At 42.1% G+C, this 25458-nt stretch carries 24 protein-coding genes; 9 read left to right on the top strand and 15 right to left on the bottom strand.

What is annotated here, in order from left to right; genetic code table 11:
* Window positions 1-6 precede the first annotated feature (6 nt).
* From NAF19_RS19465 to NAF19_RS19445, 5 genes are all read left to right on the top strand, one after another.
* Window positions 7-717 carry a CDP-alcohol phosphatidyltransferase family protein gene (locus NAF19_RS19465; RefSeq protein ID WP_252792004.1) on the top strand — a complete coding sequence of 237 codons (711 nt, stop codon included), beginning with the start codon at window positions 7-9 and terminating at the stop codon, window positions 715-717.
* Between the two features lie 188 nt (window positions 718-905).
* Window positions 906-1526 (top strand): sterol desaturase family protein, encoded by a 621-nt coding sequence (locus tag NAF19_RS19460; protein ID WP_252792003.1) that lies wholly within the window; start codon window positions 906-908, stop codon window positions 1524-1526.
* A 1-nt stretch (window position 1527) separates the two neighbouring features.
* Window positions 1528-2463: a phosphatase PAP2 family protein gene (locus tag NAF19_RS19455; protein WP_252792002.1), complete on the top strand. Its 936-nt coding sequence runs from the start codon at window positions 1528-1530 to the stop codon at window positions 2461-2463.
* A 251-nt stretch (window positions 2464-2714) separates the two neighbouring features.
* Entirely contained in the window at window positions 2715-3920 is a 1206-nt protein-coding gene (locus NAF19_RS19450; protein ID WP_252792001.1) for a hypothetical protein, read from the top strand.
* A 151-nt stretch (window positions 3921-4071) separates the two neighbouring features.
* Window positions 4072-4623: a CAP domain-containing protein gene (locus NAF19_RS19445; protein ID WP_252792000.1), complete on the top strand. Its 552-nt coding sequence runs from the start codon at window positions 4072-4074 to the stop codon at window positions 4621-4623.
* 72 nt (window positions 4624-4695) lie between these two features.
* Here NAF19_RS19445 and NAF19_RS19440 read toward each other — a convergent pair whose 3' ends face one another.
* The 5 genes from NAF19_RS19440 to NAF19_RS19420 form a co-directional block, all read right to left on the bottom strand.
* Window positions 4696-4929 (bottom strand): DUF1456 family protein, encoded by a 234-nt coding sequence (locus NAF19_RS19440; RefSeq protein ID WP_252791999.1) that lies wholly within the window; start codon window positions 4927-4929, stop codon window positions 4696-4698.
* Window positions 4930-4949: 20 nt separating this feature from the next.
* Window positions 4950-6251 (bottom strand): DEAD/DEAH box helicase, encoded by a 1302-nt coding sequence (locus NAF19_RS19435; RefSeq protein WP_252791998.1) that lies wholly within the window; start codon window positions 6249-6251, stop codon window positions 4950-4952.
* A 251-nt stretch (window positions 6252-6502) separates the two neighbouring features.
* Complete coding sequence (locus NAF19_RS19430) at window positions 6503-7048, bottom strand: DUF4337 domain-containing protein (protein WP_252791997.1); 546 nt, start codon at window positions 7046-7048, stop codon at window positions 6503-6505.
* A 20-nt stretch (window positions 7049-7068) separates the two neighbouring features.
* Entirely contained in the window at window positions 7069-9477 is a 2409-nt protein-coding gene (locus tag NAF19_RS19425) for a glycoside hydrolase family 2 TIM barrel-domain containing protein (protein WP_252791996.1), read from the bottom strand.
* 94 nt (window positions 9478-9571) lie between these two features.
* Entirely contained in the window at window positions 9572-9865 is a 294-nt protein-coding gene (locus NAF19_RS19420; RefSeq protein WP_252791995.1) for a hypothetical protein, read from the bottom strand.
* A 248-nt stretch (window positions 9866-10113) separates the two neighbouring features.
* Here NAF19_RS19420 and NAF19_RS19415 point away from each other — a divergent pair, with 248 nt between their 5' ends.
* Window positions 10114-11514, top strand: a complete 1401-nt coding sequence (locus NAF19_RS19415) for an MBL fold metallo-hydrolase (RefSeq protein ID WP_252791994.1) — start codon at window positions 10114-10116, stop codon at window positions 11512-11514.
* 151 nt (window positions 11515-11665) lie between these two features.
* On the opposite strand, the gene NAF19_RS19410 is transcribed toward NAF19_RS19415, so the two are convergent.
* From NAF19_RS19410 to rpe, 3 genes are all read right to left on the bottom strand, one after another.
* A complete protein-coding gene (locus NAF19_RS19410; RefSeq protein WP_252791993.1) occupies window positions 11666-12616 on the bottom strand; it encodes a D-2-hydroxyacid dehydrogenase in 951 nt (316 codons plus the stop codon).
* Window positions 12617-12727: 111 nt separating this feature from the next.
* Window positions 12728-13795 carry a 3-phosphoserine/phosphohydroxythreonine transaminase gene (serC, locus tag NAF19_RS19405; RefSeq protein WP_252791992.1) on the bottom strand — a complete coding sequence of 356 codons (1068 nt, stop codon included), beginning with the start codon at window positions 13793-13795 and terminating at the stop codon, window positions 12728-12730.
* A gap of 284 nt (window positions 13796-14079) precedes the next feature.
* Entirely contained in the window at window positions 14080-14736 is a 657-nt protein-coding gene (gene rpe / locus NAF19_RS19400; protein ID WP_252791991.1) for a ribulose-phosphate 3-epimerase, read from the bottom strand.
* Between the two features lie 265 nt (window positions 14737-15001).
* Here rpe and NAF19_RS19395 point away from each other — a divergent pair, with 265 nt between their 5' ends.
* On the top strand, window positions 15002-17395 hold the full coding sequence (locus tag NAF19_RS19395; RefSeq protein ID WP_252791990.1) for an ABC transporter permease: 2394 nt from the start codon (window positions 15002-15004) through the stop codon (window positions 17393-17395).
* A gap of 70 nt (window positions 17396-17465) precedes the next feature.
* Here the strand turns inward: NAF19_RS19395 and NAF19_RS19390 are convergent, their stop codons facing one another.
* The 3 genes from NAF19_RS19390 to NAF19_RS19380 all read right to left on the bottom strand — a co-directional run bounded on the left by NAF19_RS19390 (window position 17466) and on the right by NAF19_RS19380 (window position 19866).
* The gene (locus NAF19_RS19390; protein WP_252791989.1) at window positions 17466-17978 is read right to left on the bottom strand and encodes a hypothetical protein; all 513 of its coding nucleotides are present in this window, start codon (window positions 17976-17978) and stop codon (window positions 17466-17468) included.
* 113 nt (window positions 17979-18091) lie between these two features.
* The gene (locus NAF19_RS19385; RefSeq protein WP_252791988.1) at window positions 18092-18814 is read right to left on the bottom strand and encodes a LytR/AlgR family response regulator transcription factor; all 723 of its coding nucleotides are present in this window, start codon (window positions 18812-18814) and stop codon (window positions 18092-18094) included.
* Window positions 18811-19866, bottom strand: coding sequence for a sensor histidine kinase (locus tag NAF19_RS19380; RefSeq protein WP_252791987.1), 1056 nt, complete (start codon window positions 19864-19866; stop codon window positions 18811-18813). The genes NAF19_RS19385 and NAF19_RS19380 overlap by 4 nt, the downstream gene beginning before the upstream one ends.
* Before the next feature lie 265 nt (window positions 19867-20131).
* Here NAF19_RS19380 and NAF19_RS19375 point away from each other — a divergent pair, with 265 nt between their 5' ends.
* Complete coding sequence (locus tag NAF19_RS19375) at window positions 20132-20353, top strand: hypothetical protein (RefSeq protein WP_252791986.1); 222 nt, start codon at window positions 20132-20134, stop codon at window positions 20351-20353.
* Window positions 20354-20674: 321 nt separating this feature from the next.
* Here the strand turns inward: NAF19_RS19375 and NAF19_RS19370 are convergent, their stop codons facing one another.
* The 4 genes from NAF19_RS19370 to NAF19_RS19355 all read right to left on the bottom strand — a co-directional run bounded on the left by NAF19_RS19370 (window position 20675) and on the right by NAF19_RS19355 (window position 24859).
* Window positions 20675-20944, bottom strand: coding sequence for a hypothetical protein (locus NAF19_RS19370; protein ID WP_252791985.1), 270 nt, complete (start codon window positions 20942-20944; stop codon window positions 20675-20677).
* A 228-nt stretch (window positions 20945-21172) separates the two neighbouring features.
* Complete coding sequence (locus NAF19_RS19365; protein ID WP_252791984.1) at window positions 21173-23296, bottom strand: polyribonucleotide nucleotidyltransferase; 2124 nt, start codon at window positions 23294-23296, stop codon at window positions 21173-21175.
* Window positions 23297-23503: 207 nt separating this feature from the next.
* Window positions 23504-23782 carry a 30S ribosomal protein S15 gene (gene rpsO / locus NAF19_RS19360; RefSeq protein ID WP_073400969.1) on the bottom strand — a complete coding sequence of 93 codons (279 nt, stop codon included), beginning with the start codon at window positions 23780-23782 and terminating at the stop codon, window positions 23504-23506.
* A gap of 123 nt (window positions 23783-23905) precedes the next feature.
* Window positions 23906-24859 (bottom strand): adenylyltransferase/cytidyltransferase family protein, encoded by a 954-nt coding sequence (locus NAF19_RS19355; protein WP_252791983.1) that lies wholly within the window; start codon window positions 24857-24859, stop codon window positions 23906-23908.
* Window positions 24860-24920: 61 nt separating this feature from the next.
* Between NAF19_RS19355 and NAF19_RS19350 the strand changes: the two genes are divergently transcribed.
* Window positions 24921-25340 carry an acyl-CoA thioesterase gene (locus tag NAF19_RS19350; RefSeq protein WP_252791982.1) on the top strand — a complete coding sequence of 140 codons (420 nt, stop codon included), beginning with the start codon at window positions 24921-24923 and terminating at the stop codon, window positions 25338-25340.
* The last annotated feature ends 118 nt before the right edge of the window (window positions 25341-25458 follow it).

The following is a 25458-nucleotide window of genomic DNA, read 5'->3' as shown; positions in this document are numbered from 1 at the left end:
ATAACAATGGAACAACAAACATCAATACGTACAAATTTACAACTGGGCATTTATAAAGTAATTGACCCTGTTGTTAAGGTATTTATAAAACTGGGGCTTACACCAAACGCCGTTACATCAATTGGGTTTGTGCTAAACGTAGGGGTTGCCATTATATTTATATTAGGTGCCGAAGAAGGTAACCGCGGCGATTTAAGTTACGTTGGCTGGGCCGGGGGGCTTATCCTTTTTGCGGGGCTGTTTGATATGCTCGACGGGCAGGTGGCAAGGCTTGGCAATATGAAATCGACCTTTGGAGCGCTTTATGATTCGGTGCTCGACCGTTACAGTGAATTGATTATGTTTTTGGGCATTTGCTATTACCTCGTAGGCCACCACTACTTTTTAAGTTCTATATCGGCATTTATAGCTTTAATAGGTTCAATGATGGTCAGTTATGTAAGGGCGCGTGCTGAAGGATTGGGGATTGAGTGTAAAGGTGGTTTAATGCAGCGACCTGAACGTGTTGTCACTATAGGTTTGTGTGCGATGCTCTGCGGCCTTGCATCAATTTACATTGGTGGTGATTATAAGCTTTATGTGCCTGGTATTAAATTCCACGTCTTTGAAACCATGACCATATTTACTTTTCCAATTGCAGTACTTGCAATTTTAACAAATATTACTGCCTTTAAAAGGTTACTGGATGCCAAAAAGTCGCTCATGGAGCAGCAATAATATTTTAGCAGGAAACGTTAAAATTTAAAGTATTTGCGGAGCGGAGATATAAAATATCATATCTTCGTAACAATTATATTAAATGGTTTACAGTTTCCCAAAACTTTGCTAAAATTGATATAATTATTAAAAAATCAGGAATCGAATAGCAGGCTGAGAAATTTAAACATTTTAAACCCTGATCAGTTATGAAAAAGAAATATGTTTCCAATTCACAGGAGTCTGTGAGAATGTTTAAAAGTAATTTTTTAGAAGGCTTATCTAAAGTTCACTTTACTGTTCCTTTATATATTTTCGTCCCCGTTATCGCTTTTTGTGTTTACAAATACACTCAAACCGGTTTGGGTGCTTTGCTTTTTGCCGAACTGTTTGTGTCGGGCCTTTTTATCTGGACGCTGGTTGAATATATAATGCACCGCTTTGTATTTCACTACCAACCCGCTGATAAGCCATGGGCACAACGCATGCACTTTGTGTTTCACGGTGTTCATCACGACTATCCAAGTGACGCAAAGCGCCTGGTATTACCGCCATCAATGAGCATACCTTTGGCAACGGGCTTTTATCTTTTATTTAATGCCATATTGCCAACCAATTACGTTTTTGGTTTTTTCCCGGCCTTTATTTTAGGCTACCTGTTTTATGATATATCGCACTACGCTATTCATCATTTTAACTTTAAGGGCAACATCTGGAAAAAAATAAAACAGCACCATATGCTGCACCACTACCAGGACCCGGCCAAAGGCTATGGCGTAAGTTCGCCGCTTTGGGATAAGGTGTTCCGTTCAGATTTTATTAAAAAATAGCATGACGAATGCTGTTAATGACGGGATTAAAATCAACACCCGGTCTGTAACTATTGTATTATTAATCACCGTATTTTACCTGCTTGTTTCGGTATTGCTCGTGGGCTTTAAAACCGACCAGCTTTTTTTGGCCGGTATATTCAACGCTGCATTTTTCCTGTCGCCTATTAGCCGAAAATTTATTATTGGCTTTTCTATATTTATAGTTTACTGGATAATCTTCGATTATATGAAGGCATTCCCCAACTATAACTATAACACGGTACACATTGCTGATTTATACAACGCTGAAAAACACCTCTTCGGCATAAATTTTAACGGTAAGCTTTTAACCCCCAATGAATACTGGCGCGCCAACGGCAATACTTTTATGGACGTGGCAGCGGGCATATTTTATCTGTGCTGGATACCTGTACCGCTAGCATTTGCCGGGTACCTGTTTTTTAAAAACAGGAAACAATTCCTGTACTTCTCACTTACGTTTGTATTAATAAACTTTATCGGTTTTGTGGTTTATTACCTTTACCCTGCAGCCCCACCCTGGTATGTTGAATATCATGGATTTGCATTTCAGGCAAAAACTCCGGGTAACACCGCAGGGCTGGCAAAGTTCGATACTTTTTTTAATGCAGGGATTTTTAAATCGATATATTCAAAAGGTTCAAATGTATTTGCTGCTATGCCGTCACTTCATTCATCGTACCCGGTTGTTGTACTTTATTATGGTTTAAAAAATCGGCTGGGTGTGATTAATATATTTTTTGTTGCAGTAATGCTTGGCATTTGGTTTACCGCAGTTTATGCAAGCCATCATTATATACTTGACGTATTGGCGGGAATACTCTCTGCATTTATTGGCATTACAATTTTTAATGCCCTTGCCCGCACAACGTTCTTCCAAACGTTTATCCAACGGTACGAGCAATACATTCGCTAAAGGGGAATAATCCGCTAAGCCGGATTAATTGTACTAATTACTTATCACTTTTAAAAATGGCATTGCATCGGTCATCAATCGCTGGCGCGTTTTCAAGCGGATACTTCAAAAAATTGCGTTTATCATTTTCACAGGGGAATAAAAAATTTATTACCAGGAAAATTACAGTCGGAATATCATCATAAATCAAATTACAGGCACGTTTTTTGAATTAGCTGAGTATATTTATAATCCCTGAGCCGGGATAGCTTATGAGAAAAACACTTACGCTATTTATTTTTTTACTTGTCTGCCTTAAATTATCGGCCGCGATACAGTCTGTTGATACCATTAAGGTTAGCCCGCCCGACCCTGCTAAAGATACTATTAGATCGCCTGCACTCATTTATAATATTAAATCTTTGGCACTTTCTGATTTTTCTATAGCAGCAAGCAATAAAAATAATTTCGGGGTAGCAGCCATTAACCATTACCCTGGCGAACTAAATGCAATAATACAATCAAAACGTTACGAAGATGTTAATGTGGTTGCGGTTACCTATCCCGACAGCATGAACCTGGCGCCGTTGCTAAAAAAGCCGGTTAGCCTGAGCATTTCAGATTCGCACCTGGCAGAAAATTTAAACAACAAAATAAGGATTAAAAATGCCGATAGCCTCAGGCTTTTAGCCGCCATGTTAAGGCAGGACAGTATAAGAATTTCGCTATACCGCGCAAATAAGGATAGCGTGAAACAACGCCTGGCTGTAATGAACCTTGACAGTCTTAAACTACAGTTGAAATATCCTGCCATTGATATGTTCAAGGGCCAGATATACACCGAAATTGCCAATCGCTATCTTGACTATGATACCATAAGCAACAAGATGCAGCGTGCGAGTTACGAGAATAAAGCACTAAACTATACTATGCTGGCATTGCACCAGTTCTCTTATTATAACGACACAACAGGGCTCCGTATTACTTTCGACCATTTGGCCAAGGTGTACATGGCTCAGAAAAAATTCAGCCAGGCAAAATGGTTTATCCTCCAGTCAAACTCCCTCTCACGTGCTAAAAACGATCAGCTAAATATTATTGCGTCACTGGTAACCCTGGCAAAAATAAAAAGCGAACAAACCGACTACAAGCTTGCAATGGGCGATTTAGACGAAGCCATACAAATTTCGGAGAAGAACCATTATGGCAAAGTTGAACTCGATGTGCTGAAAAATTACGCGCTTTTGTATAGCCGCATGAAAAACTATCCGAAAGAGGAAGCAATGTTAAAAAAACGCGATTCGCTGGAACAAAGCATTCATAAGGCGGAGGAGGCAAAATTGGCCGCCGCCCTGGCAACCAAAGATTCGATAGAAAAGAAAAAAGCCGACTCGCTGCAGGTTAAAAAAAAAGTATTCTCCTCAAATACCAGGAAGCTCTCCAAAAACGGATCAGGCAAGAAAGTAGTTACATTATAATACTTACCTCCTCAATCCTGCTGATAGTTATTGCTGTTTTTGTCTACAAGCGCAAAAGAGGTGGCTGGCGCCATATTATACGCCGGCGTAGGCGGTAATTATTTTATTACGCTGATACTAAACCTGTAAGCTTTCCTGTCGTCAAATAAGCATGAGAATTTTAGTTAGAGTAGTGTTAATCATCCTGTCCGTATTATTTCACCAAACCACATTTGCCCAGAAGGCAACGCCTGAATTTAAACGCGAATTTTTAGAAAACATAAATCACACCCGGGAAAAGGGCTGCAACTGCGGCGCAACCTATATGCCGCCCGCACCGCCGCTGGTTTGGAACGATGATTTGGCAACTGCAGCTTTAAAGCATGCAGCGGATATGTCCAAACACAATTATTTTAGTCACACAAGTCTCGATGGGCGCACTTCTGACAAACGGATGGTGAATGCTGGTTATACCTACAAAGGCTTTAAAAGTTTCGCCGTTGGCGAAAACATTGCGCAAGGGCAAATAAGTATTGCCGAAGTTATGGCCGGTTGGTTTAAAAGCCCCGGCCATTGCAAAAATTTGATGAACCGCGAGTTAAAAGAAGTCGGCATAGCAAAATATAACGACTATTGGGTACAGGATTTTGGCGGCAGAATACCGTTTAGCGATGAAGAACAAAAGCTATTGAAAAGCGGGAAAGCGAAGTTGATAGAGAATTAGGAAGTCTCAGGTTCTAAGTCTTAAGTTGGGAGTCTAATGTCCGTTTATGACTTAAGACTTAGAACTCACGACTTAAGACTTTTTTTCTTCTTTTGGTCCGCGCTGGTGAATTATCAGACCGTTTAAAAAGTTCCGTAAAATCTGGTCACCACATGGTTTAAAATTGGGGTGGTCTTCTTTGCGGAAGATAGCACCCAGTTCGGTTTTAGTGATGCGGAAATTGGCCAGTTCCAGTACCTTTATAATATCATCATCGGTAAAATGCATGGCTACCCGCAGCTTTTTCATGATATCGTTATTGCTCATATCTTTCTATTATGATGTAATTATACTGAAATTTCGATTTTAACCTTTTTATTTTTAATTTTTTCGCCTTTTAGCAAGTCAACGGTTCGCTCAATGCGGTTGCGTTTTACGGCGGCATACGATGAATAATCCAGCACCTCAATTAAACCCAAATCATCTTTTGCCAGTTCGCCTTTTTGAAGCAACAACCCGACGATATCCACTTTATTAACTTTATCCTTTTTACCCGCGGCAATGTAAACGGTGGCCCAGGGCGTTGGGGCTGGGATTTTTAAATCAGCGGGCAATACCTCAATCTCCGGTGCTTTATCAATATAGCCCAGCTTTTCATCTTCAGTTAAAATCAAATAGGCCGTGCCTTTGGCATGCATACGGGCTGTACGGCCGTTACGGTGCAGAAAGGCTTCCTCGTTATGCGGTAATTGATAGTGTACTACGTATTCAATTTCTGGAATATCAAGTCCACGTGAGGCTAAATCAGTCGTAATTAATAGCCTATGGCTGCCATTCCTGAATTTCAGCAAAGCGCGTTCCCTGTCTTCCTGCTCCATTTTGCCATGAAAGATATCGTGCACCAGGCCCCTATCCCAAAGCAAATCGCTGATCCGCTCAACCGCATCGCGATGGTTACAAAACACCAGCGTGGCCTTATCTCCTATTTTGCACAGTAATGAAAACAACGTATCCAATTTATCCGCCGCAGGCGAAATAACAGCTTTTAATTTAAGGTCGGGGGCATTGGTTTGATTTTGAAGGAAGTCGACTTCCTTGGGGTTATGAATACCTGTAAACGCAGGTATCTCATCCATTTTAGTGGCCGAGGTAAGTATTCGTTTATTAAGATGCCCCAGTTGGCGAATAATATACGTCATATCCTCCTGGAAACCGAACTCCAGTGCCTTGTCAAACTCATCAAGTATTAACGTTTTGATAGTATCAGTTGTGAAGCTTTCGCGGCGTAAATGGTGGGCTATCCGGCCAGGTGTGCCTACCAAAACCGCGGGTGGCTGCGACAGGTTGTTGCGTTCGATTTTTACCGGGTGGCCACCATAACAAACATTCACTTTAAATCCGCTGCCGATTGTTTTAAAAACCTGTTCAATCTGTAACGCCAGTTCCCGCGATGGCACCAGGATAAGAGCCTGAACCGTCGGGATTTTCGCGTCTAATAAACCTAACAACGGCAATAAAAACCCAAGGGTTTTACCAGACCCGGTGGGCGATAGTAACAGTACATCCCCTTTTTTTGCAGCTTCAAGCGCAGCATGCTGCATTTGGTTCAGTTCGGTAATTTTTAGCTTTTCGAGCGCTTGTTTTATCATTTGGCGCAAAGATACGGAATAAAAGCGCAGGCGGACGGAAAGTCAGGTTGGCACTTTTAAATCCTATATCTGGCTTATCCATAGTGATGAGTTTAAAACCCATCGCTATGGATAATACTTATCAAGCTATCAAAACGATAACGTTGGGTACCGCACGTGCGGCGCGCAAAATCTCTTTCTTTCTACTCTACCGATATTTTTCCCCGCTGGGGCAACTTGCGTAGTAGACAAATCACAGCCTGCTACTGTTTCTACAACAACCCGCTCACCAAAAAGAACAGCCCGATAGCTGCGAAAACCATGCTTGCCCACCACAACGCCTTTCGCTTGGTGATGATGGATATGGCACCAATGGCTATTGCCACCTGGAACAACGTTATACATTTAGCCAATACGGAATGTTTGGCGGTATGCTCATCACTCTCTTTTTGAAATGCCTTGGCTTCGGCCATAATTTTGGCCTGCTCGGTTTTGTTTTCCTTTACCTTTTCAGCATCCTCGGCAACAGGTGTTTTACCAACCGCCACCAATATTTTGTTTGATGTGGTTAATATCTCCGACTTGATACCTTTTGCCTGGTAAAACGCCCATTGGTCAGATGAACGCATTTGCGACAGCATGGCCTCGTCTGCATGTGCTCCGGCCATTAAACCAGCTATGGCAGCTAAAACAGCAAATACAGCAGTGGTAAGAGCCACATACAGCACCCATTTATCTTTGCCCTCCGATAATGCGTGATGTGCATGCTCGTTGCTTTGTTCGTGAATTTTTTCGGAAAAGTTTTCTATTTCGTCCATGTTGTAAAGGGGTATTTTAATTATTCGACGTGTAAAATTACGTTTTTGCCTGTTAACTTATCTGCACTTGCAGTTAATGTTATATTGCCCGACTTATGGGTTGATTTTATGATGACCATACATTTGCCACGCCACGCTTTTCGTTGTGGTAACTGGTCGCTTTCCACGCTTACCGGGTTGGCATTACCTACGGCTATAATTTCCCCGGGTCCATCAACCTTAAAATGAATAAGATTGTTTGCACGCGGGTTTAAAGTTCCTTTGGCATCCAATAATTCAACGGTAACATAGCTTAGGTCCTGGTTATTGGCCTTCAATTGAATCCTATCTGCCGACAAGTGAATTTGCATTGGCATTGAAGCCGTATGCAGTACAGAAATATTCACTTTTTTATTACCATCATAGCCAACCGCCTTTAACTCGCCGGGTTGATAAGGTACATCCCAAACCGCCGTAAATTTAGTAGCCCGGTTGGTCGGTTTCTTCCCCAGCGACCTATTGTTTAAAAACAGCTCAACTTCAGGGCACGATGAGTAAATATTTACGGCTAATGACTTGTTTTCATAACCTGCCCAATTCCAGTCGGCAACTACATCGTGCCAGTTCCATTTTGACCAATCGGCAGTTTTGTTATTTAAAGCAAACGAAGGTTTGGGCGATTGTACAAAAATTGAAAGCTGGTTTTCTTTCCAAAGTGCATCCCGGTAATAGGACTGGGCACGCTTCCACCCGCAAATATCAATATCTCCGCAGTATGCTAAATTCCATGGATAAAAACTGGTGCCCACCGGATAACCTAACCAACCGATGCTGGCTTCGCCAATATAATCGAAGGATGTCCAAACAAAATCCCCTAACACATATGGATGGTCTATTACTTCCATCCAGCTGCCGAATGATTCTATGGCGAATGACTCGGTGCAAAACATTATCCTGCCGGGTACGCGTTTGTGGTCGGTTTCATAGGTATTGCCATCGTGCCCGTAATTTCTAACCGGGTAGTTGTAGCCACTAACATCGAGCTTTGCAAAGTAGGGGTCTTTTGCCGGGTTAATATCATCAACCGCCGCGGTAACAGGACGCGTTGGGTCAAGCTCACGAACATAAGCAGCCAATTGCCCGGCTTCCTCTACGCCTTCGGGTGTTCCTTTTTCGGGCACCTCGTTACCAATGCTCCACATAATTATAGCGGGATGGTTCCTGTCGCGCATTACCATGCTTTCGATGTCTTTTTTCCACCAATCTGCAAAGTATAAATGGTAATCGTATGGATTTTTGCCATATTTCCAGCAATCAAAAGCTTCATCAATTACCAGCATGCCCAGGCGGTCACAGGCATCCAAAAATGCGGGACTTGGCGGATTATGCGCGCAGCGAATGGCGTTGTAACCGCTGGCTTTTAATATTTCCACGCGGCGCTCTTCGGCCCTATCGTATGCCTTTGAGCCGAGCGGGCCATTGTCATTATGTACGCATCCACCTTTTAGCTTAATAGTTTTGCCATTTAGCTGGAAACCGTTTTCTGTATTGAATGATATTTTGCGGATGCCAAAAGTGCTACGTTGTTCATCCGTCAATATTCCGCTAATGTAAACCTGGGTAATCGCGATGTATAAAGATGGCGATTCGCACGACCATAGTACAGGCGCAGCGACGTCCATATCTTTTTTAAATTCATTTGATGTTCCTGCATTTATCAATTCTTCGCTTTGTACCGAGGCAACTTCCTTATTTTGCGGGTCGAGTATCTTCGTAATTACCTTAACTTTTTGATCGGACTTACTGTCATTTAAAACATTGGTTTTGACATTAACCCTAGCCGAAGCTGTGCTAACTTCGGGCGTAGTGATACAAGTCCCCCACTGCCCTATTTGAACCGGCTCAGCAACCCGCAGCCACACGTGCCGGTAAATGCCCGAGCCTGAGTACCAGCGGCTATTTTGCCCCTCGTTTTTCACTTCAACAGCGACAGTGTTTTTGCCGCCATACTTTATTTTATCCGTTAAATCGAACCAAAAACTGGTATAGCCATACGGATGTGTCCCAATATTATGTCCGTTGATAAACACTGTAGCGTTCATATACACACCATCGAACTGTATTTTTATACGTCTGCCATTTTGAGCGGCCGGAACATCAAATGTTTTACGGTACCAGGCTGTCCCTCCTACCGAAAAACCACCACCAACCTGGCTGATAGCGTTTTGGGTAAACGGTGATTCCGTCCCCGGAAGATCTTCGATACTCCAATCGTGTGGCAAATCAACTTTACGCCATTTTGAATCGTCGTAGTTTACGTTTTCGGCGCTTAATGCACCGCCGCGGTAAAACTTCCAGTTGTCGTCAAACAACACTGCCCCGGAGTTTTGGGAAAAAGCTTTTATACAGATTAAAAGCAATAGGTTAAACAGCAGGATCTTTTTAGGCATACAGGTATTGGGTTAGTGAAATTGGTGGTTAAATTTAAACACTAATCCAACAAATTGTACCTAAACCGGATATTTATTATTGTTTATTATACAATTATTCAGGCGACTGCAATAAATCGGGATCTGCGCCAGCTGGGTCTTTATATCTTTTAATAAAATCCGCCACTTCGGCGGCCTGGTCCCAGGTAAGTTCGTCCATGCCGTTGTATTCCCAGTCGGTCATGGTTTCATCAAAAACTATTTCGCCCATACCAACTACGCCATCGGTAAGTTTGTACACACCTGTTGCGAAGTAATCTCCGCCAGGTAACTGCTCATTAATTGGGGTAATGGTAAGTTCTACCGGCCCGTCAATTGTATTTAAATGGTAGGTTGCTTGTTTGATCATGGCTGTTGTATAATTCTACTAAAATAGGTAATTTATCAAATCACTGTAAGCTACACAAAAACTTTGCCTGTAATGCCATTTCAGCATAAAATGTTACAACAATAATAATAAGTTTGCATTTATTGGTTCACTGGCTCATTAGTTCAATAGTTCATTGGTGTTGGCGCGGGTATAACAACTTTTGCCGACGTTAACAATTTATCAAAGCTACACCAATGAACCAGTGAACAAATGAACGATTTCGAAAGATGAATTTAACTATATACGGGGCGGCGCGGCAGGTAACAGGAAGCATGCATTTATTGCAGGTGGGCCAGTTTAAAATATTAATAGATTGTGGACTTGATTACGAAAAGGACCGCAATATACAAGCAAATGAAAACTTCCCTTTCAGACCGGAAGAAATAGATGTGGTGGTGCTAACCCACGCCCACATCGACCACTCGGGCAACTTACCTACGCTGGTGCGGCTTGGTTTTAATGGCCAGGTATTATGCACTCCTCCCACTGCCGATTTAACGGAGTTACTATTACTTGACTCCGTAAACATATTTATGCACAAGGCCGACAAGGGCCGTAAACACCGTCGGGGCAAAGGAAAATTCAATACCGCCGCACAACCACTCTACCTGCAAAAACATGTGATGGATGCAATGGACCGGTTTGTAACCATAGGCTTTAACAGGCCATTCAGAATCAATGGCGATATCGAGCTGACCTTTATACCAGTAGGCCACTTATTGGGCGCTGCGGCTGCTGTTTTTAAGGTGAACGAGGGAGGAACTGAAAGGTCGATTGCTTTTACCGGTGATATTGGCCGCAAAAACTACCCGGTATTGGATGACCCGCAGCAACTCCCCCCGGTTGATTACCTGGTGACCGAAAGCACTTACGGCGGACGGCTGCATACCAAAGACAAAACCGTTGAACAGGCGCTGGTTGAAACTATTGAAAAAGCTTGTGTTAAAGAACAAGGCCGGTTGATTATACCTGCATTCAGTATTGGGCGTACGCAATCGCTGGTCTATTCATTAAATAAAATTTTCAGCAGCGGATTGCTTCCGCCGGTAAAAGTGTTCGTTGATAGCCCGATGGCTACCCGGGCCACACAGGTATTCCGCAAATACCATAACCTGGTAAACCAGGAAGCGCAGGAGTTTTACAACAAGCAGGGCGATGAGTTTGAGTTTGAGAATTTAGAGTATGTTGAGTCGCTGAAAGACAGCAGGCAGGTATCCAATTACTTTGAGCCTTGTATTATAATTTCGTCGGCAGGCATGCTGGAAGGCGGCCGCATACAGGATCACCTGTATTATAACATTCAAAATTATTACTGCACCATCCTGTTTATAGGCTATTGCGCCAAAGGCACACTGGGCCACCGTTTATTACGTGGCGACCCTATTGTCCATATCAAAGACCGTGAACTGGCTGTTTATGCCACTATTAAACAAACCGATGTTTTAAGCGCTCACGGCGATCATCAGGACCTTTTAGACGTGGTTAAACACCAGGATAAGACCAGGCTAAAAAACGTATTCCTCGTGCACGGTGAGACGTCGAGCATGCAGGCTTTTGCGGATGCAGTGGAAAGTGAGGGGTATGTGGTTACGATACCGGAAAAGGGAATTAAATACGAATTGAATTAACACGTATTTTCACGAATTTAATCGAATTTTACGAATTTGATCTGCGCTTTGGGAGTGAAATTCCGTAGAATATTGATCAAAATAAAAAATCGAATTACACTATCAAAGCAGATTAGTGTAATTCGATTCAATTTGTGACAATTAGTGTCAATTATTTATTAAAATGCCCAATTATCAAGCTTGCCAGCTCAACACCAATACGCTCCTGCGCTTCGTTGGTGGCGGCACCGATGTGCGGGGTTAATGATATTTTGGGGTGTTTAATTATTTCTTCGCGTGGTGTAGGCTCGTTGTCGAAAACATCCAGTGCTGCAAATGATACCTGGCCGCTGTTTAAGGCATCTAAAAGGGCTAATTCATCAATTAAACCGCCGCGTGATATATTCACCAGGCCTACGCCTTTTTTCATTTGGGCAAGTTCTTCAGCACCAATAAGCGCTTTGTCAACAAACGGCGTATGTAGGGTAATGAAATCTGCCGATTTTATTATTTCTTCAAGGGTTGCAGCTGTTACCGAAACTTTCACTTTGGTACCGGCGCCTAAAGTCAATTCCAGTTCAGGGCTGAAGGGATAAAGGTCATAAGCCAGCACATTCATGCCCACACCGATGGCGATTTTCGCCACCTCGCGGCCTATACGACCAAAGCCTACTATACCTAAAGTTTTATCGCGCAGCTCAATGCCTTTGGCATAAGCTTTTTTCAAATCGTTAAATTTGGAATTGCCTTCAACCGGCATTTTGCGGTTGCTATCAGGCAAAAAACGAACGCAACCAAATAGCTGGGCAAACACCAGTTCGGCTACTGATAATGATGACGATGCAGGGGTGTTGTAAACGCCTATGCATTTTTCTTTGGCATATTCCACATCAATATTGTCAACACCTACGCCACCGCGGCCTATCAGTTTAAGGTTGGGGCAGGCATCAATTAAGGCTTTACGTACTTTAGTTGCACTGCGGACGGTAATAGCATCATATTCCTGCAAACGTACAGCCAGTTCATCCTGCGGAATGTTATTGGTATCTACAAAAAAACCGGCATCCTCCAGCATTTTTTTGCCTATCGGGTCGATGCCATCATTGGCTAGTATTTTTATCATGTCGAAGAGCCCCCCGGCCCCCTAAAGGGGGAGCTTTTTTTTTGATTTAGGCATTTAGGGAATGCCTTTAAATTTATGCGCCACTAATTCCCCCTTTAGGGGGTTAGGGGGCTATTTATTTTTTTCTGCAAATTCCTGCATGGCATCAATCAGCACGTACACGCTGTTGATGGTTAATGCGTTGTAAATTGATGCGCGGAAACCGCCTACGCTCCTATGGCCCTTTATGCCGATGATTTCTTTGTCGTCGCAAAGTTTCAGGAATGCTTTTTCAAGCTCAGGGTTTTCCATTACGAAGCAGACGTTCATGTGCGAACGGTCTTCAACAGCGCAAACCGGTTTAAATAGCGGGTTGCGGTCAATTTCCTCGTACAATACACGAGCTTTGGCAATGTTCTCTTTTTCGATCGCCTCAACGCCGCCTTTTGATTTTAACCAATTAAGCGTAAGCATCGATACATAAATAGCAAACACCGGTGGGGTGTTGTACATCGAGCCGCCTTCAATCTGCACATGGTAGTTAAACATAGCCGGTATTTTACGGCCAGTTTTGCCCAAAAGCGAATCTTTAACAATTACCAGCGTTACACCAGCCGGGCCCATATTTTTCTGGGCGCCAGCGTATATCAAACCAAAATCAGCAACGTTAACCTTACGGCTGAATATGTCAGACGACATATCGCAAACCATTGGTATCGGCGATTTAGGGAACTCCTGCATCTGCGTACCGTAAATGGTATTGTTCGAAGTGATGTGGAAGTAAGCCGCATCAGTTGGTATTTTGTAATCCTTAGGTATATAAGTAAAGTTTTTTTCTTTTGATGTAGCTACAATTTCAACATCGCCAAAAAACTTAGCTTCTTTAAGCGCTTTGTTTGCCCAAACACCTGTTTCGAGGTATGCAGCTTTGCCGCCTTCGGGCAGCAGGTTGTAAGGAGCTAAAGCAAACTGTGTGCTGGCGCCGCCTTGTAAAAATAAAACGGAATAGCCTTCCGGCACTTCGAAAAGTTCTTTAACCAGCTTTACCGCCTCATCAAGCACCGATTCAAACTCAGCCGAGCGGTGCGATATTTCCAATATAGAAAGTCCGATTCCGCCAAAATCAACAACCGCAGCTGCTGCCTGTTTTAAAACTTCGTGTGGTAAGATGCCTGGTCCGGCGCCAAAATTATGTTTCATTTTATTTAATTTTTTCGATAATTGGTAACGCCCTCAAAAGCCCTTTCTGCATTTGTGCGATGGCTGGTGACGATATCATCTGGTTTACAAATTGGTTTTGTTGAATTATTGATTAATTAACAAATCGGTATTAAGACGGGCCGAAGTTAATTAATTTGACAATATTAATAGAGAATATTTGCTTTTTTTGAAAAATGATACAATTCGATTACAATTGCAGCTTTGAATTTTAAATATTAAAAAAATTAAGGGTTTTTATTATCAGCCTAACATCCGGGCTGAAGTTACAACCCCGAACTTTTTAAATCAGCTATTGCCTGTACAGGGTTTAGCGCCGAAAAAACCGAGTTACCTGCAACCAGGACGGTGGCCCCGGCTTTAACCAGTTTTGCCGCGTTACTGCCATCCACTCCCCCATCAACTTCGATGTACAAACCGGGGTTTTTACGAGCAGCCAGCTCTTTTATATCGGCCAGTTTTTTATAGGTATTCGGAATAAACTTTTGCCCGCCAAAACCAGGATTCACCGACATTATCAGCACCATATCCAAATCGGCCACTATATCTTCGAGCAATAAAACGGGTGTATGCGGATTAACGGCAACTGATGCACGGCAACCCAGCTCTTTTATATATTGAACTGTGCGATGCAAATTGGGGCATGCCTCATAATGTACCGTGATACTTGCTGCACCCGCGTCTTTAAAAGCTTTTAAATAACGGTCCGGGTCAACAATCATCAAATGAACGTCCAAATCCTTTTTGGCATATTTTTTCACAGCGCTAACCACAGGGAAGCCAAAGGAAATATTAGGCACAAACATGCCGTCCATAATGTCGACATGTATCCAATCGCCATCGCTATTGTTTATCATTTCAATATCGCGCTGCAAATTGGCAAAATCAGCCGCTAGAATAGATGGGGCTATCAGGTGGTTCATGGGTGTAAAGATAGCTTTTTTAGTCCGAAGTCCGGAAAGTCGGTAAAGTCAGAAAAGAAAAACACCTCTTTTTTGATAAAATGGTTTAGCAAATATTATCAATATCGTCGTTACCATGTTCATCATTACAACCAATACAACCATTACAACTATTTTCATCTTTTTCCCTGTAACGTTTCAGAAAATGATTCGTCTTGTTGTAAGTGATATAGCAATAAATAGCCTATTGCCCAGTTTTTTTCTCTGACCCTGAATTGAGACACCCATGTTAAAAAACTACTTCAAAACCGCATTCCGTAATCTCTGGAAAAATAAGGCGTCATCATTAATAAACATTTTGGGCCTTACTATTGGTTTAACTTGCTGCCTGCTTATCGGCATCTATATCCAACACGAGTTAAGCTACGATAACTTTCAGCTGAACGGGAACCGTGTAGCGCGTGTAATAATGGAGTATAAATTTGATGGCGGAAGCGAATTCAAAAAAGGAAACTATACCAGCGTGCGTGTTGCCCCTGTGTTTAAAAAAACCTTCCCCGAGATTAGCGATGCTGTGCGTATGACGAACAGCAGGCAGGTTATTAGCTACAACGACAAATTAATCAACGAAAAGGCATTTATGTATGCCGACCCCAGCTTTTTCAAAATATTTTCATTTAAGCTGCTATCAGGCGAAAAAGACAAGATGCTCACAGCCCCTAACCAGTTGATAGTTACTGAGTCGACCGCCAAAAGATATTTTGCTAACGAAAACCCTGTCGGTAAAACGCTGAAAGTAGGCGGCGATGGCACACTTTACCAGGTAACCGGCGTAATACAGGATTGCCCCTCAAACTCGCAGATAAAATTTGATTTCCTGGCTTCATTTTCGTCGCTTGGGCTTGCGGAATACGAGAAAACATATTGGGACGCCAATTATACCACATATGTGCTGTTAAAAGATAAAAACTCTATTACATCGTTACAGTCAAAGATCACCCCTTTTATGCAAAAAGAGATGCAGGGCCAGGGCGCCACAGTCGACTTTTTACTTGAGCCGTTTACCCGGGTACATCTTTATTCAGAGTACGATGGTTTTGAACCAAATAACAGTATTACCTACATCTATATTCTCGAAGCTGTGGCATTAATGATACTGGTAATAGCCTGCTTTACTTATGTAAACCTGAATACTGCCCGCTCAATAGAACGGGCAAAGGAAGTTGGTGTACGCAAGGTTATTGGTGCCGGCAGCAAGCAGCTTTTCTGGCAATTTATAGGCGAATCGGCATTACTGTGCACAATCGCTACGCTACTTAGCTCGGTAGCAGCAACTTTGTCGTTGCCTTATTTTAACCAACTATCTGAGAAACAATTGCAGGTAAGCGCATTTTTTTCATGGCAGTTTGCCGCTGCGGCAGGGCTACTTATTTTAACAGTGAGCCTTGCAGCCGGCAGCTACCCGGCTCTGGTGCTTTCTAATTTCCAGCCGGTAAAGGTATTGAAGGGTTCGTTTAAAAATACGGGTTCGGGGCAATGGCTGCGTAAATCGCTGATTGTGTTTCAATTCTCCATCTCGGTGGTGCTTATCATATCTACATTTATTATACAAAAGCAATTAAGCTATGTACAGAACAAAAAACTGGGCTACAATCGCGAGCATGTTCTGGTGTTGCAGCTTGACAGTCGTACACTTAAAGATTTGCCCGTTATAAAGCAGCAATTTAAATTAAACAGTAATGTGCTTGATGTTTCGAAATGTTCCAGTCCACCTGTGAGTATTGTTGGCGGCTTTAACATGCGGTCGGCAGCTATGCCCGAAAACCAGCAGATTGCCGTTGCCGGTAACCAGATTGATGAAGACTATATCGCTGCTACCGGGTTACAGATTGTTGCCGGCAGCGGGTTAACACAACAGGATATGCTTGACATTTCGAACGATGACCAAAGTAAAAAAAGCTACCATTTTATTTTAAACGAGTCAGCCGCAAAGCAATTGGGCTGGAAACCGGAGGAGGCTGTTGGTAAACGCATGTTTTTAGATGCATCGCGTCCGGGCTATGTAAGAGGAGTAGTAAAGGATTTCAATTTTGAGTCGATGCATGTTGCTATTAAACCTTTGGTGTTGTTTCCGGAAGTATGGGGACGCACTATGCTTGTAAAAATTAGTGGCACTAATATTACCCAAACAATTGGATTTTTAGAAAGCAAATGGAAACAACTTGTGCCCTACAAACCTTTTGAATTTCATTTTATGGATGATGATTTTAACCGCCTGTATAGCTCAGAATTACGATTGGGTAAAGTGCTCAATATTTTTGCAGGAATAGCAATTGCGCTTGCCTGCCTGGGGTTATTAGGCCTGTCTTCCTATTCGGCTAAACAACGGATCAAAGAGATTGGCATTCGCAAGGTGCTGGGCGCCGGCATCGCAAATATTGCGGCGATGCTATCGGTTGATTTTGTAAAATTGGTTATCGTTTCTATATTTATCTCATCGCCAATTGCATGGTGGGCCATGAGCAAATGGTTACAGGGTTTTGCGTACCGCATTGATATCAGTTTGATGACATTTGTTTTTGCAGGCTTTGCAGCAATAGCTATTGCGGTTATCACGGTAAGTTACCAGGCCATTAAAGCAGCCCTGATGAACCCGGTGAAGAGTTTGCGTTCCGAGTGATTAGTGATTAGAGACTGGTGATTAGGAGCCGCAAGATCTAACTAATCGCTAATCACCAACCTCTAATTAACTACTTCAGCTTCACCCAATCGTCTTTAATGCCTTTCTCCTGCAGGTAGGTGTATAGTTCCTCCGAATCTTTACCACCAACTTTTGCGTGGTGCAACAGGGTAAAGCCATGCGGGCCTTTGGTGGTCATAAAGCGCGGGTATTTTTCAAGGATAGGCTTTACCAGGTCGGTTTTGCCGAGCATGGTCATTACAAAAATGGTTGTACGTGACCCCGCTTCCAGCAGGTAGTTGGCAATGTCTTTATTGCCCAGGTGCCCTGCTCCTTCAATGGCAGCTTCAAAGTCGCCATTCCCCCAATCAAACTGGCTGTAAATTAAGTTAGGGGTTTCCAGCAGCATGCTTTTCACCTTATCAAAATTAGCATGCCCTGCTATTACAAACTCTTTTACCAGCGATATCGGCAAGGGCGGTACGTCATCTTTCGCAGTGCTTTTTTGCGCCATTAAGTTGCCGCCTGCAAGGTTTAATGCTGCACCAACCCCGGCCGTACGTATAAATACTTTTCTGTTCATAACATAAACATATACAACATTTTACGACAGATGTAATTAATTATTTAAGTGGTGCTATTTACGTGGTGAAAGTGCATTTTGTACATTTCGCCAATAAAACAGGTTGTAGAAATTTAGTCTTTTCGAAGTGAATGACCCGAGATAACTTCTTTTTGAAAAGCGTCTTTAAAATTGCGGCTGAGCGGAATGTGCGCCCCATTGACTATAACCTCATTTCCTTTTACCTGCCCGATATGATTGCGTGAAACGAGGTATGATTTATGAACTTTAACAAAACCGTTTGCCGGCAATTGTGCTTCAAGCCCTTTTAAAGTATTGTAGGTGATAAACCGTTTTTCCGCTGTGTGAATAAAAACATAATTATTAGCAGCCTCAACATATAATATGTCCCTGAACAATATTTTTTCGAAACTACCATTGCATTTAACGTACAGGAACTCATTGGTCCTGCTTTGCGGTGCAGGATCGTTATTTAGCGACAGCCACTTCCGGGCCTTGTCAATAGCGATAGCCAGGCGATCTGTCGAAATTGGTTTCAATAAGTAATCAACAACACCCAATTCAAAACCATCAATGGCATATTGTGGGTAAGCTGTGGTTATAATTACCACAGGTTTAACCCGCACCAGCTTTAAAAAATCCAGGCCGCTTAAGCCGGGCATATCAATATCCAGGAAAAGAATATCTACACGGTCATCGCTATTCAACAACTGGAGCGCGCGGAATGCGTCTTCGGCGAGTCCGGCGACGTGCAAAAAATCAAATTCCTTTACGTCGGCGGCAAGGCCGTTGCGGGCAATGGGTTCGTCATCAACTATTAAACAATTCAGTTTCATTTAATTTTGACAGTTAACGTCAGCTTAAATTTTTCGTTCGCTTTATCAATGGTAATTGAAAAATTGCCGGGATAAATCAGTTCCAGTCGTTTCTTTACATTACGTAGCCCAATACCTTTTTTTTCTGAGCTAACCATTGCATTGACAGTGTTGATTGTTTCAAAACAAAACCAGCCATCCTTCATAGCGGCGCTAATTTCAATAACGTTTTCACCATCTTTAATTTGTGATACATGTTTAAAACAGTTTTCAACTACCGGCATTAGAATAAAGGGGGCAATTGAAAATCCTTCTATGTCATCGAGCCCATCGTAACCAACCGTAGTGGATTCGCTTAACCTTTCTTTTTGAAGTTCGACATAATTAATAATAAACTTCAATTCTTTTTCAATCTCCACTTCAGTTACATCACACTCATAAAGCTGATACCTTAATAAGGATGAAAACTGTTCAACCATCAGCCTGGCAGGAGTGTTTACACGGTCAATTTTATAATAAATGGTATTAAGGGCATTAAACAAAAAATGCGGATTTATCTGATTTTTCAGGGTTTCCAGTTCGGCAATATTGCGTTCTTTCTCAAGGGTTTCCATTTGCCGGGTAGCAAGTATACGGTCGAACGAGAGCCGGATAGCAAAACCACCCAGCGATATAAACGATACCAGGAAATATGACCCCAGCACCAAATCGGACCAAAACCAATAGTAAAAATGCTCCCTGTATTGAGTGAGGTTTTTTTGATAATACCCAGCAAGGGTGTAACCCATCAGGCCAACCTGGCAGGTAATAATCAGCAATGCAGCAGCCAAACTCACTATTAAAAACCCTGCGGTAAACTGCAGGTATTTTTTTTTGTAAAAGAATTTAGGCAATAGTAACTCAACGGTAACAACCAGTGCCGTAATGCTAAAGGTGATATCGATTATAGTAGAAAATAAAGCCCTCAGTGGTTTGGGGAACCCACCCAGCTTAAACAGGTACCATACAAAGGCAAATGCTATAGCAAATATTAAATAGTAAACCCGCCGTTTGCGGCCGTAGTGATTTAGCATATTGTTGAATAAACTAATTTACCACAAAAACCGTGAGCCGGTTGTTATTTTATGTGTATGACTTGTTTTTTTATGTGAAAGGCGGGTTTGGTCATTCACGTTAAAAAAGCGCTTATGCCATTTGGCGCGGGCCTGCGACCTGCACTGACGGATTTCGCCCCGTTGGGGTTTTTTATTAACCTGCAGGAAATTCAATAATTATTAGTTACCAAATCTATTTAATTTATATTTTTATTAAAATTTAAAACCTTAAACAATAAAAAGTATGAAAAATCTTAAAGAAAGCGGTATTGCACCACTAAGCAGGGCAGAAATGTCAAAAGTAAAAGGTGGTGGGGTTGATTGTAATACAGCCTATCAGCAATGCCATGCTTCATGTGGCCATTTTACCACAGACTACTCTCGTTTTGCGGGCTGCGTAGCGGGGCTTACTAACAACATGTGCTCGCCATTGCACGGTTGGTATGTAGATTGCCCGAACGATTAGACGCGTGTTAAACAAACTTACGAAGCCTTAAGGCTTCGTAAGTTTGTTTAAAGGATTTAGTCTACTCATTCTTCAAACTTATTTACCGGGTTCATCAGCGCAGCCTTTATAGCACAAAGAATTACTGTTGAGGTTACAATTATAACACTTACACTAGCTTGAAATTGTTTTTAACCATAATGTAACAGGTTCTATGGATTATACAGGTTTTTGGCAACAAGCTGCAGGCGTGTAAAAAGCTTCAGGAGGGTTGTAGGACTTGTAAATACTGCAGATGTCCGATCCTTTCGCCTTTAGGACTTCTCGGACTTTAGCCCTAAATCAATCGCAATTCAGCAGCAAATCATAATACTTCTGCATCAGCACGGTGTCATAGTTAACAAGGGAGTTATAAGCTTCAGAAACAAGCTCATTTAAGATGGAAGAGCCGAGCTGGCCGCCGCCATTGGGGATAGAATCGTAATAGGTGATAAGTTCTTTAACCCTGATAATTTCGTATAATAACAATTGCACTAAATCCGCTTGTGAGCCCGACTGTATACCCGAATTATTATTTATAAAATCTAAAGGATCGCTATTAGTAGAAGTCATTTTATAGTAGGGATCGGACTTAAGGGTTTTATCAGCTTAACATTAATTAATATGAAGTTCAAAAAAGTACTTTTTGTTTTAAAAAAATGAAAATAATTTCATTTAAATAGTAAAACCCTCATAACGAGGGTTTTACTATTGTATAGTTAATTAAGTAAACTGTTTATTAAATTGATTTAGTTACAAAAAGGCTAACTCTTTCATCCTCATCAACTTATTCAACTCAACTTATTTATTTTCTGGTCGTGGCAATAAAGCTTTACGCGAAAGCTTCAATTTGCCTTGTTTGTCAACCTCAAGCAGTTTTACACGTACTTCGTCGCCAATTTCGAAAATGCCATCCATGGTTTCAAACCTTTTGTGGTCAATTTCCGATATGTGCAGCAAACCGTCTTTACCTGGCATAATTTCAACAAATGCACCAAAAGGCATTATCGATTTTACTTTACCTTCGTAAATTTCACCAACCTCTGGTTTCGAAGCGATGTTTTTAATACGGGTAACTGCTTTATCGATAGATTCTTTGTTATCGGCAAATATCTGAACAACACCCTGGTTGCCAACTTCCTCGATAGAGATAGTAGCACCGGTTTCACGTTGCATTTCCTGGATGATCTTACCACCGGGACCAATTACCGCGCCGATAAATTCCTTATCGATACGGATGGTAATAATACGCGGCGCATGTGGTTTGTAATCTTCACGCGGCTCGGTAATGGTTTTAGCCATTTCGCCGAGGATATGTAAACGGCCATCTTTCGCCTGGTTTAACGCGTTGGTTAATACCTCGTATGATAAGCCATTTATTTTAAGGTCCATTTGCACGGCAACAATACCGTTTTTGGTGCCTGTAACTTTAAAGTCCATATCGCCCAGGTGGTCTTCATCACCCAAAATATCCGAAAGGATAGCATATTTGGTACCCATTTCGTTAGTGATCAATCCCATTGCGATACCAGATACCGGTGATGTAATTTTTACACCTGCATCCATCAAAGCCAATGTACCGGCACAAACCGTAGCCATTGACGATGAACCATTTGACTCCAGGATATCGGATACGATACGGATAGTGTATGGATTGGCATCTTCGGCAGGCAATACGCGTTTTAACGAACGCATAGCCAGGTTACCGTGACCGATCTCGCGACGGCCTGCACCCCTGTTAGGGCGAACCTCACCGGTTGAGAAACCAGGGAAATTGTAATGTAACAGGAATTTCTGGTAGCCATTAATGAATGCGCCGTCAATCATTTGCTCATCATCCTTAGCGCCCAAGGTAACAGTAGTTAATGCTTGTGTTTCGCCGCGGGTAAATACTGCAGAACCGTGGGCAGACGGCAAGTAGCCGATCTCGCTCCATATCGGGCGGATCTGGGTAGTGGTACGGCCATCTAAACGTTTGCCTTCATCTAATACGAGGTTACGGATAGCGTCATACTCCACATCGTGGTAATATTTCTTAGCAAGTGATTTAGTGATGTCATCGATCTCGCCTAAAGTAGCGATGTAAGCGTCACGTACTTCCTTAAATTTAACTGAACGCTCGTCTTTTGCAGAAGCTGAACCGGCGATAGCGTAAACCTGGTCATAAGTAGCAGCATAGATAGCTTTTTTCAAATCCTCGTTGCTGTGCTCGTGGCTGTAGGCGCGTTTTTCGGTCTTGCCAACTTCAATGGTCAATTCTTTTTGGGCTAAACACTGGATTTTGATAGCCGTGTGCGCAAATTTAATTGCCTCAACCAACTCAGCTTCCTGGATCTCTTTCGATTCACCTTCAACCATGTTGATGTCATGCTCACTACCCGCTACGATAAATTCTAAAGTAGCATTAGCCAGCTGGCTCAACGTTGGGTTGATAATTAACTGGCCATCAACTTTAGCAACACGCACTTCAGAAATAGGGCCATTAAAAGGAATGTTTGATACAGATAATGCTGCTGATGCCGCCAAACCTGCAAGGCAGTCGGGCATAATGTCTTTATCAGCAGAAATAAGCGAGATCATCACTTGCGTATCAGCGTGATAATCAGAAGGGAACATAGGGCGCAAAGCGCGGTCGACCAAACGCGAGATTAAAACCTCGTAGTCTGACAAACGAGCCTCGCGGCGTAAAAAACCACCGGGGATACGGCCTGTAGCCGCGTATTTCTCCTGGTAATCAACTGATAGGGGTAAAAAGTCAACCCCTTCTTTTGCTTCTAACGATGATACTACAGTAGCCAATAACATGGTATCACCCATTTTAATTACTACAGAGCCATCGGCTTGTTTGGCCAGTTTACCGGTTTCAATCTCAATGGTGCGGCCGTCACCTAAATCGATAACCTTTTTAATTACATTTAAACTCATCTTTTTTTCGTTTTGGTGCACTTTTCATCTTTCGGAGCGCACCGGTTTTTATGTGTGTGTATATTATTTCGTGCTTTAAATTGCCTTAAAGCGGCAACTAAAAAATTATAAGCTTTAAACGTTATTTTACAGGTAACTTATAATGTATTCAAAGTAAAAAAGCCATCCTGATAAATCGGACGGCTTTTTGTTAAAACTTCATAAAAGTTATTTGATGATATCCCTTAGCTGTAAAGCTTTGATGATAGCACGATATCTTTCAATGTCTTTTTTGAATAGGTATGCCAGCAATGCGCGGCGTTTACCTACTAATTTTTGCAGTGATAACTGGGTTGAAAAATCGTGTTTGTTTTTTTTCAAGTGACCTGTTAAATGTGCAATGCGATAGGTAAACAAAGCTACCTGACCTTCAGCTGTGCCAGTGTCGGCGGCGCTTTTACCATGTTTTGCAAAAATCTCTGCTTTTGCTTCTGAACTTAAATACATTACCTGAATAATATTAAAGCGTAAATAATTCTATTAATTGTGGGTGCAAAGGTATGGTTTGTTTGTGGGAATTGCAAGGGATTGGTTGAATAAGTTGTAGTTGCTGGAGAGGTTGTAAATTCGCTAAATCAAATATTCACTTGCTTTCCCATATTTTTCCAATTGCCTTATACCTGTGCTGGAAATGTGCTCAAATTCCATGTCGCAAAAAATAGCTACCACGTTTATATGTTTATCACTTAATTCCTGTAGGTAGCGATATTGATTTAATTCATAATGTAAGTCGGAGCCATTTCTTAGCCCACGGATTATTGTAACATCATATCCGAGGTTATTTGTGAATTCAGTAAGCAATCCTTCATACGTTGCTGTCTGCCGGCATTTTAGAGCATCGGGCAATTCATAAGATGCCTTTTCTTTTCCGGGATTAAAGCCACGGGCAATAATTACCTTGTCAAATATTTGTTCTGCCTTTTGCAATATGTTGTAATGCCCTTTGTGAAAAGGATTAAAACTGCCCGGGTAAACCGCGATATTTGGTTTGCGCGCCCTTACATAATCAATTAAATACGCCAGGTCGGGGCTGTTTGCTTTTAGCGCCAGGTCTTCAAGCGCCTCAATCCTTTTTTGTTTGTAAACGGAATAATCAACAAACTGAAATTCCTTAAATATTTGTTGTTCGTACTCCAGTAATCTATGAAATGGCTGTTGCAGAATATTAAGGTCTGCTTCACAAAATATTGCAGACAACTCACTTTGAGCCTGATGAGTTTTAGTATCTAAAATTATTTGAGTTACATCGTCCTTTAAAGCCTGGCTCCCGGAAAACACTTTATTAAAATACGATGCGGAATCTTCTTCATTGGTTGGAGATCTCGGGTCGTATATAATATCATGAAATACAGTTGCTAACAATAATGCATCATTATCCCCATATCCTTTTTTGTCCAGTTGGTCGCAGATGTCGTCCAAATGCTCCAGTGTATGATAAAATCTGTGCGGTTCGAGGTAATGATTTAATATATCTTTGTTCAAACCAAGACTTAGCAGCTTATCCGTTTTGTCTGAAATTTTCATTCTGCGTTAATTACGCTGTAATTTTACGAACAAATAAACAAAAAACATCCCTCCATAAAATATGAACCACCCTACTCTCTCCACCTTCGAAACCGAATTCCGCGTGCGACCCGATGATATCGATATGTTTCAGCACGTGCATAATAGCAAGTATTTTGATTACGTGCTGGCTGCCCGGTACGACCAGATGGAACGCTGTTACGGCATGGCAATGGATAAATTTATGGAGCGAGGCTTTGGCTGGGTGGTGCGCACCGCGTATGTCGACTATAAACGCGCCCTCACACTGGGCGATTATTTCATCGTAAAAACCGGCATCGAATCCATCGACGAAAAAGGCTGCCGCGTAAAATTCAGCATCACCAACAAAGGTACCGGTAAGCTATGCTGCGATGGCTATTTTGATTATGTAATGATCGATATGGCAACCGGCCGCGGCGCTAAAATTCCGGACGATGTTATTGAGCAATATCTGATTTGATGTGCGCTTCGGTAATTTCAATTAACAGGTACACCGAAAAGGCACAAAAACCACAGAATAATATGAGACGATTGGCCCGCCGGAATTGATTATCGGGCAGTTGCAGCAATTTGGGGAG

Origin of the sequence: Mucilaginibacter flavidus (assembly GCF_024055575.1) — a bacterium.
Classification (GTDB): Bacteria; Bacteroidota; Bacteroidia; order Sphingobacteriales; family Sphingobacteriaceae; genus Mucilaginibacter; species Mucilaginibacter flavidus.
Note: the sequence above shows the minus strand (reverse complement) of the source record. Positions and strands in the feature narration are given on the sequence as shown.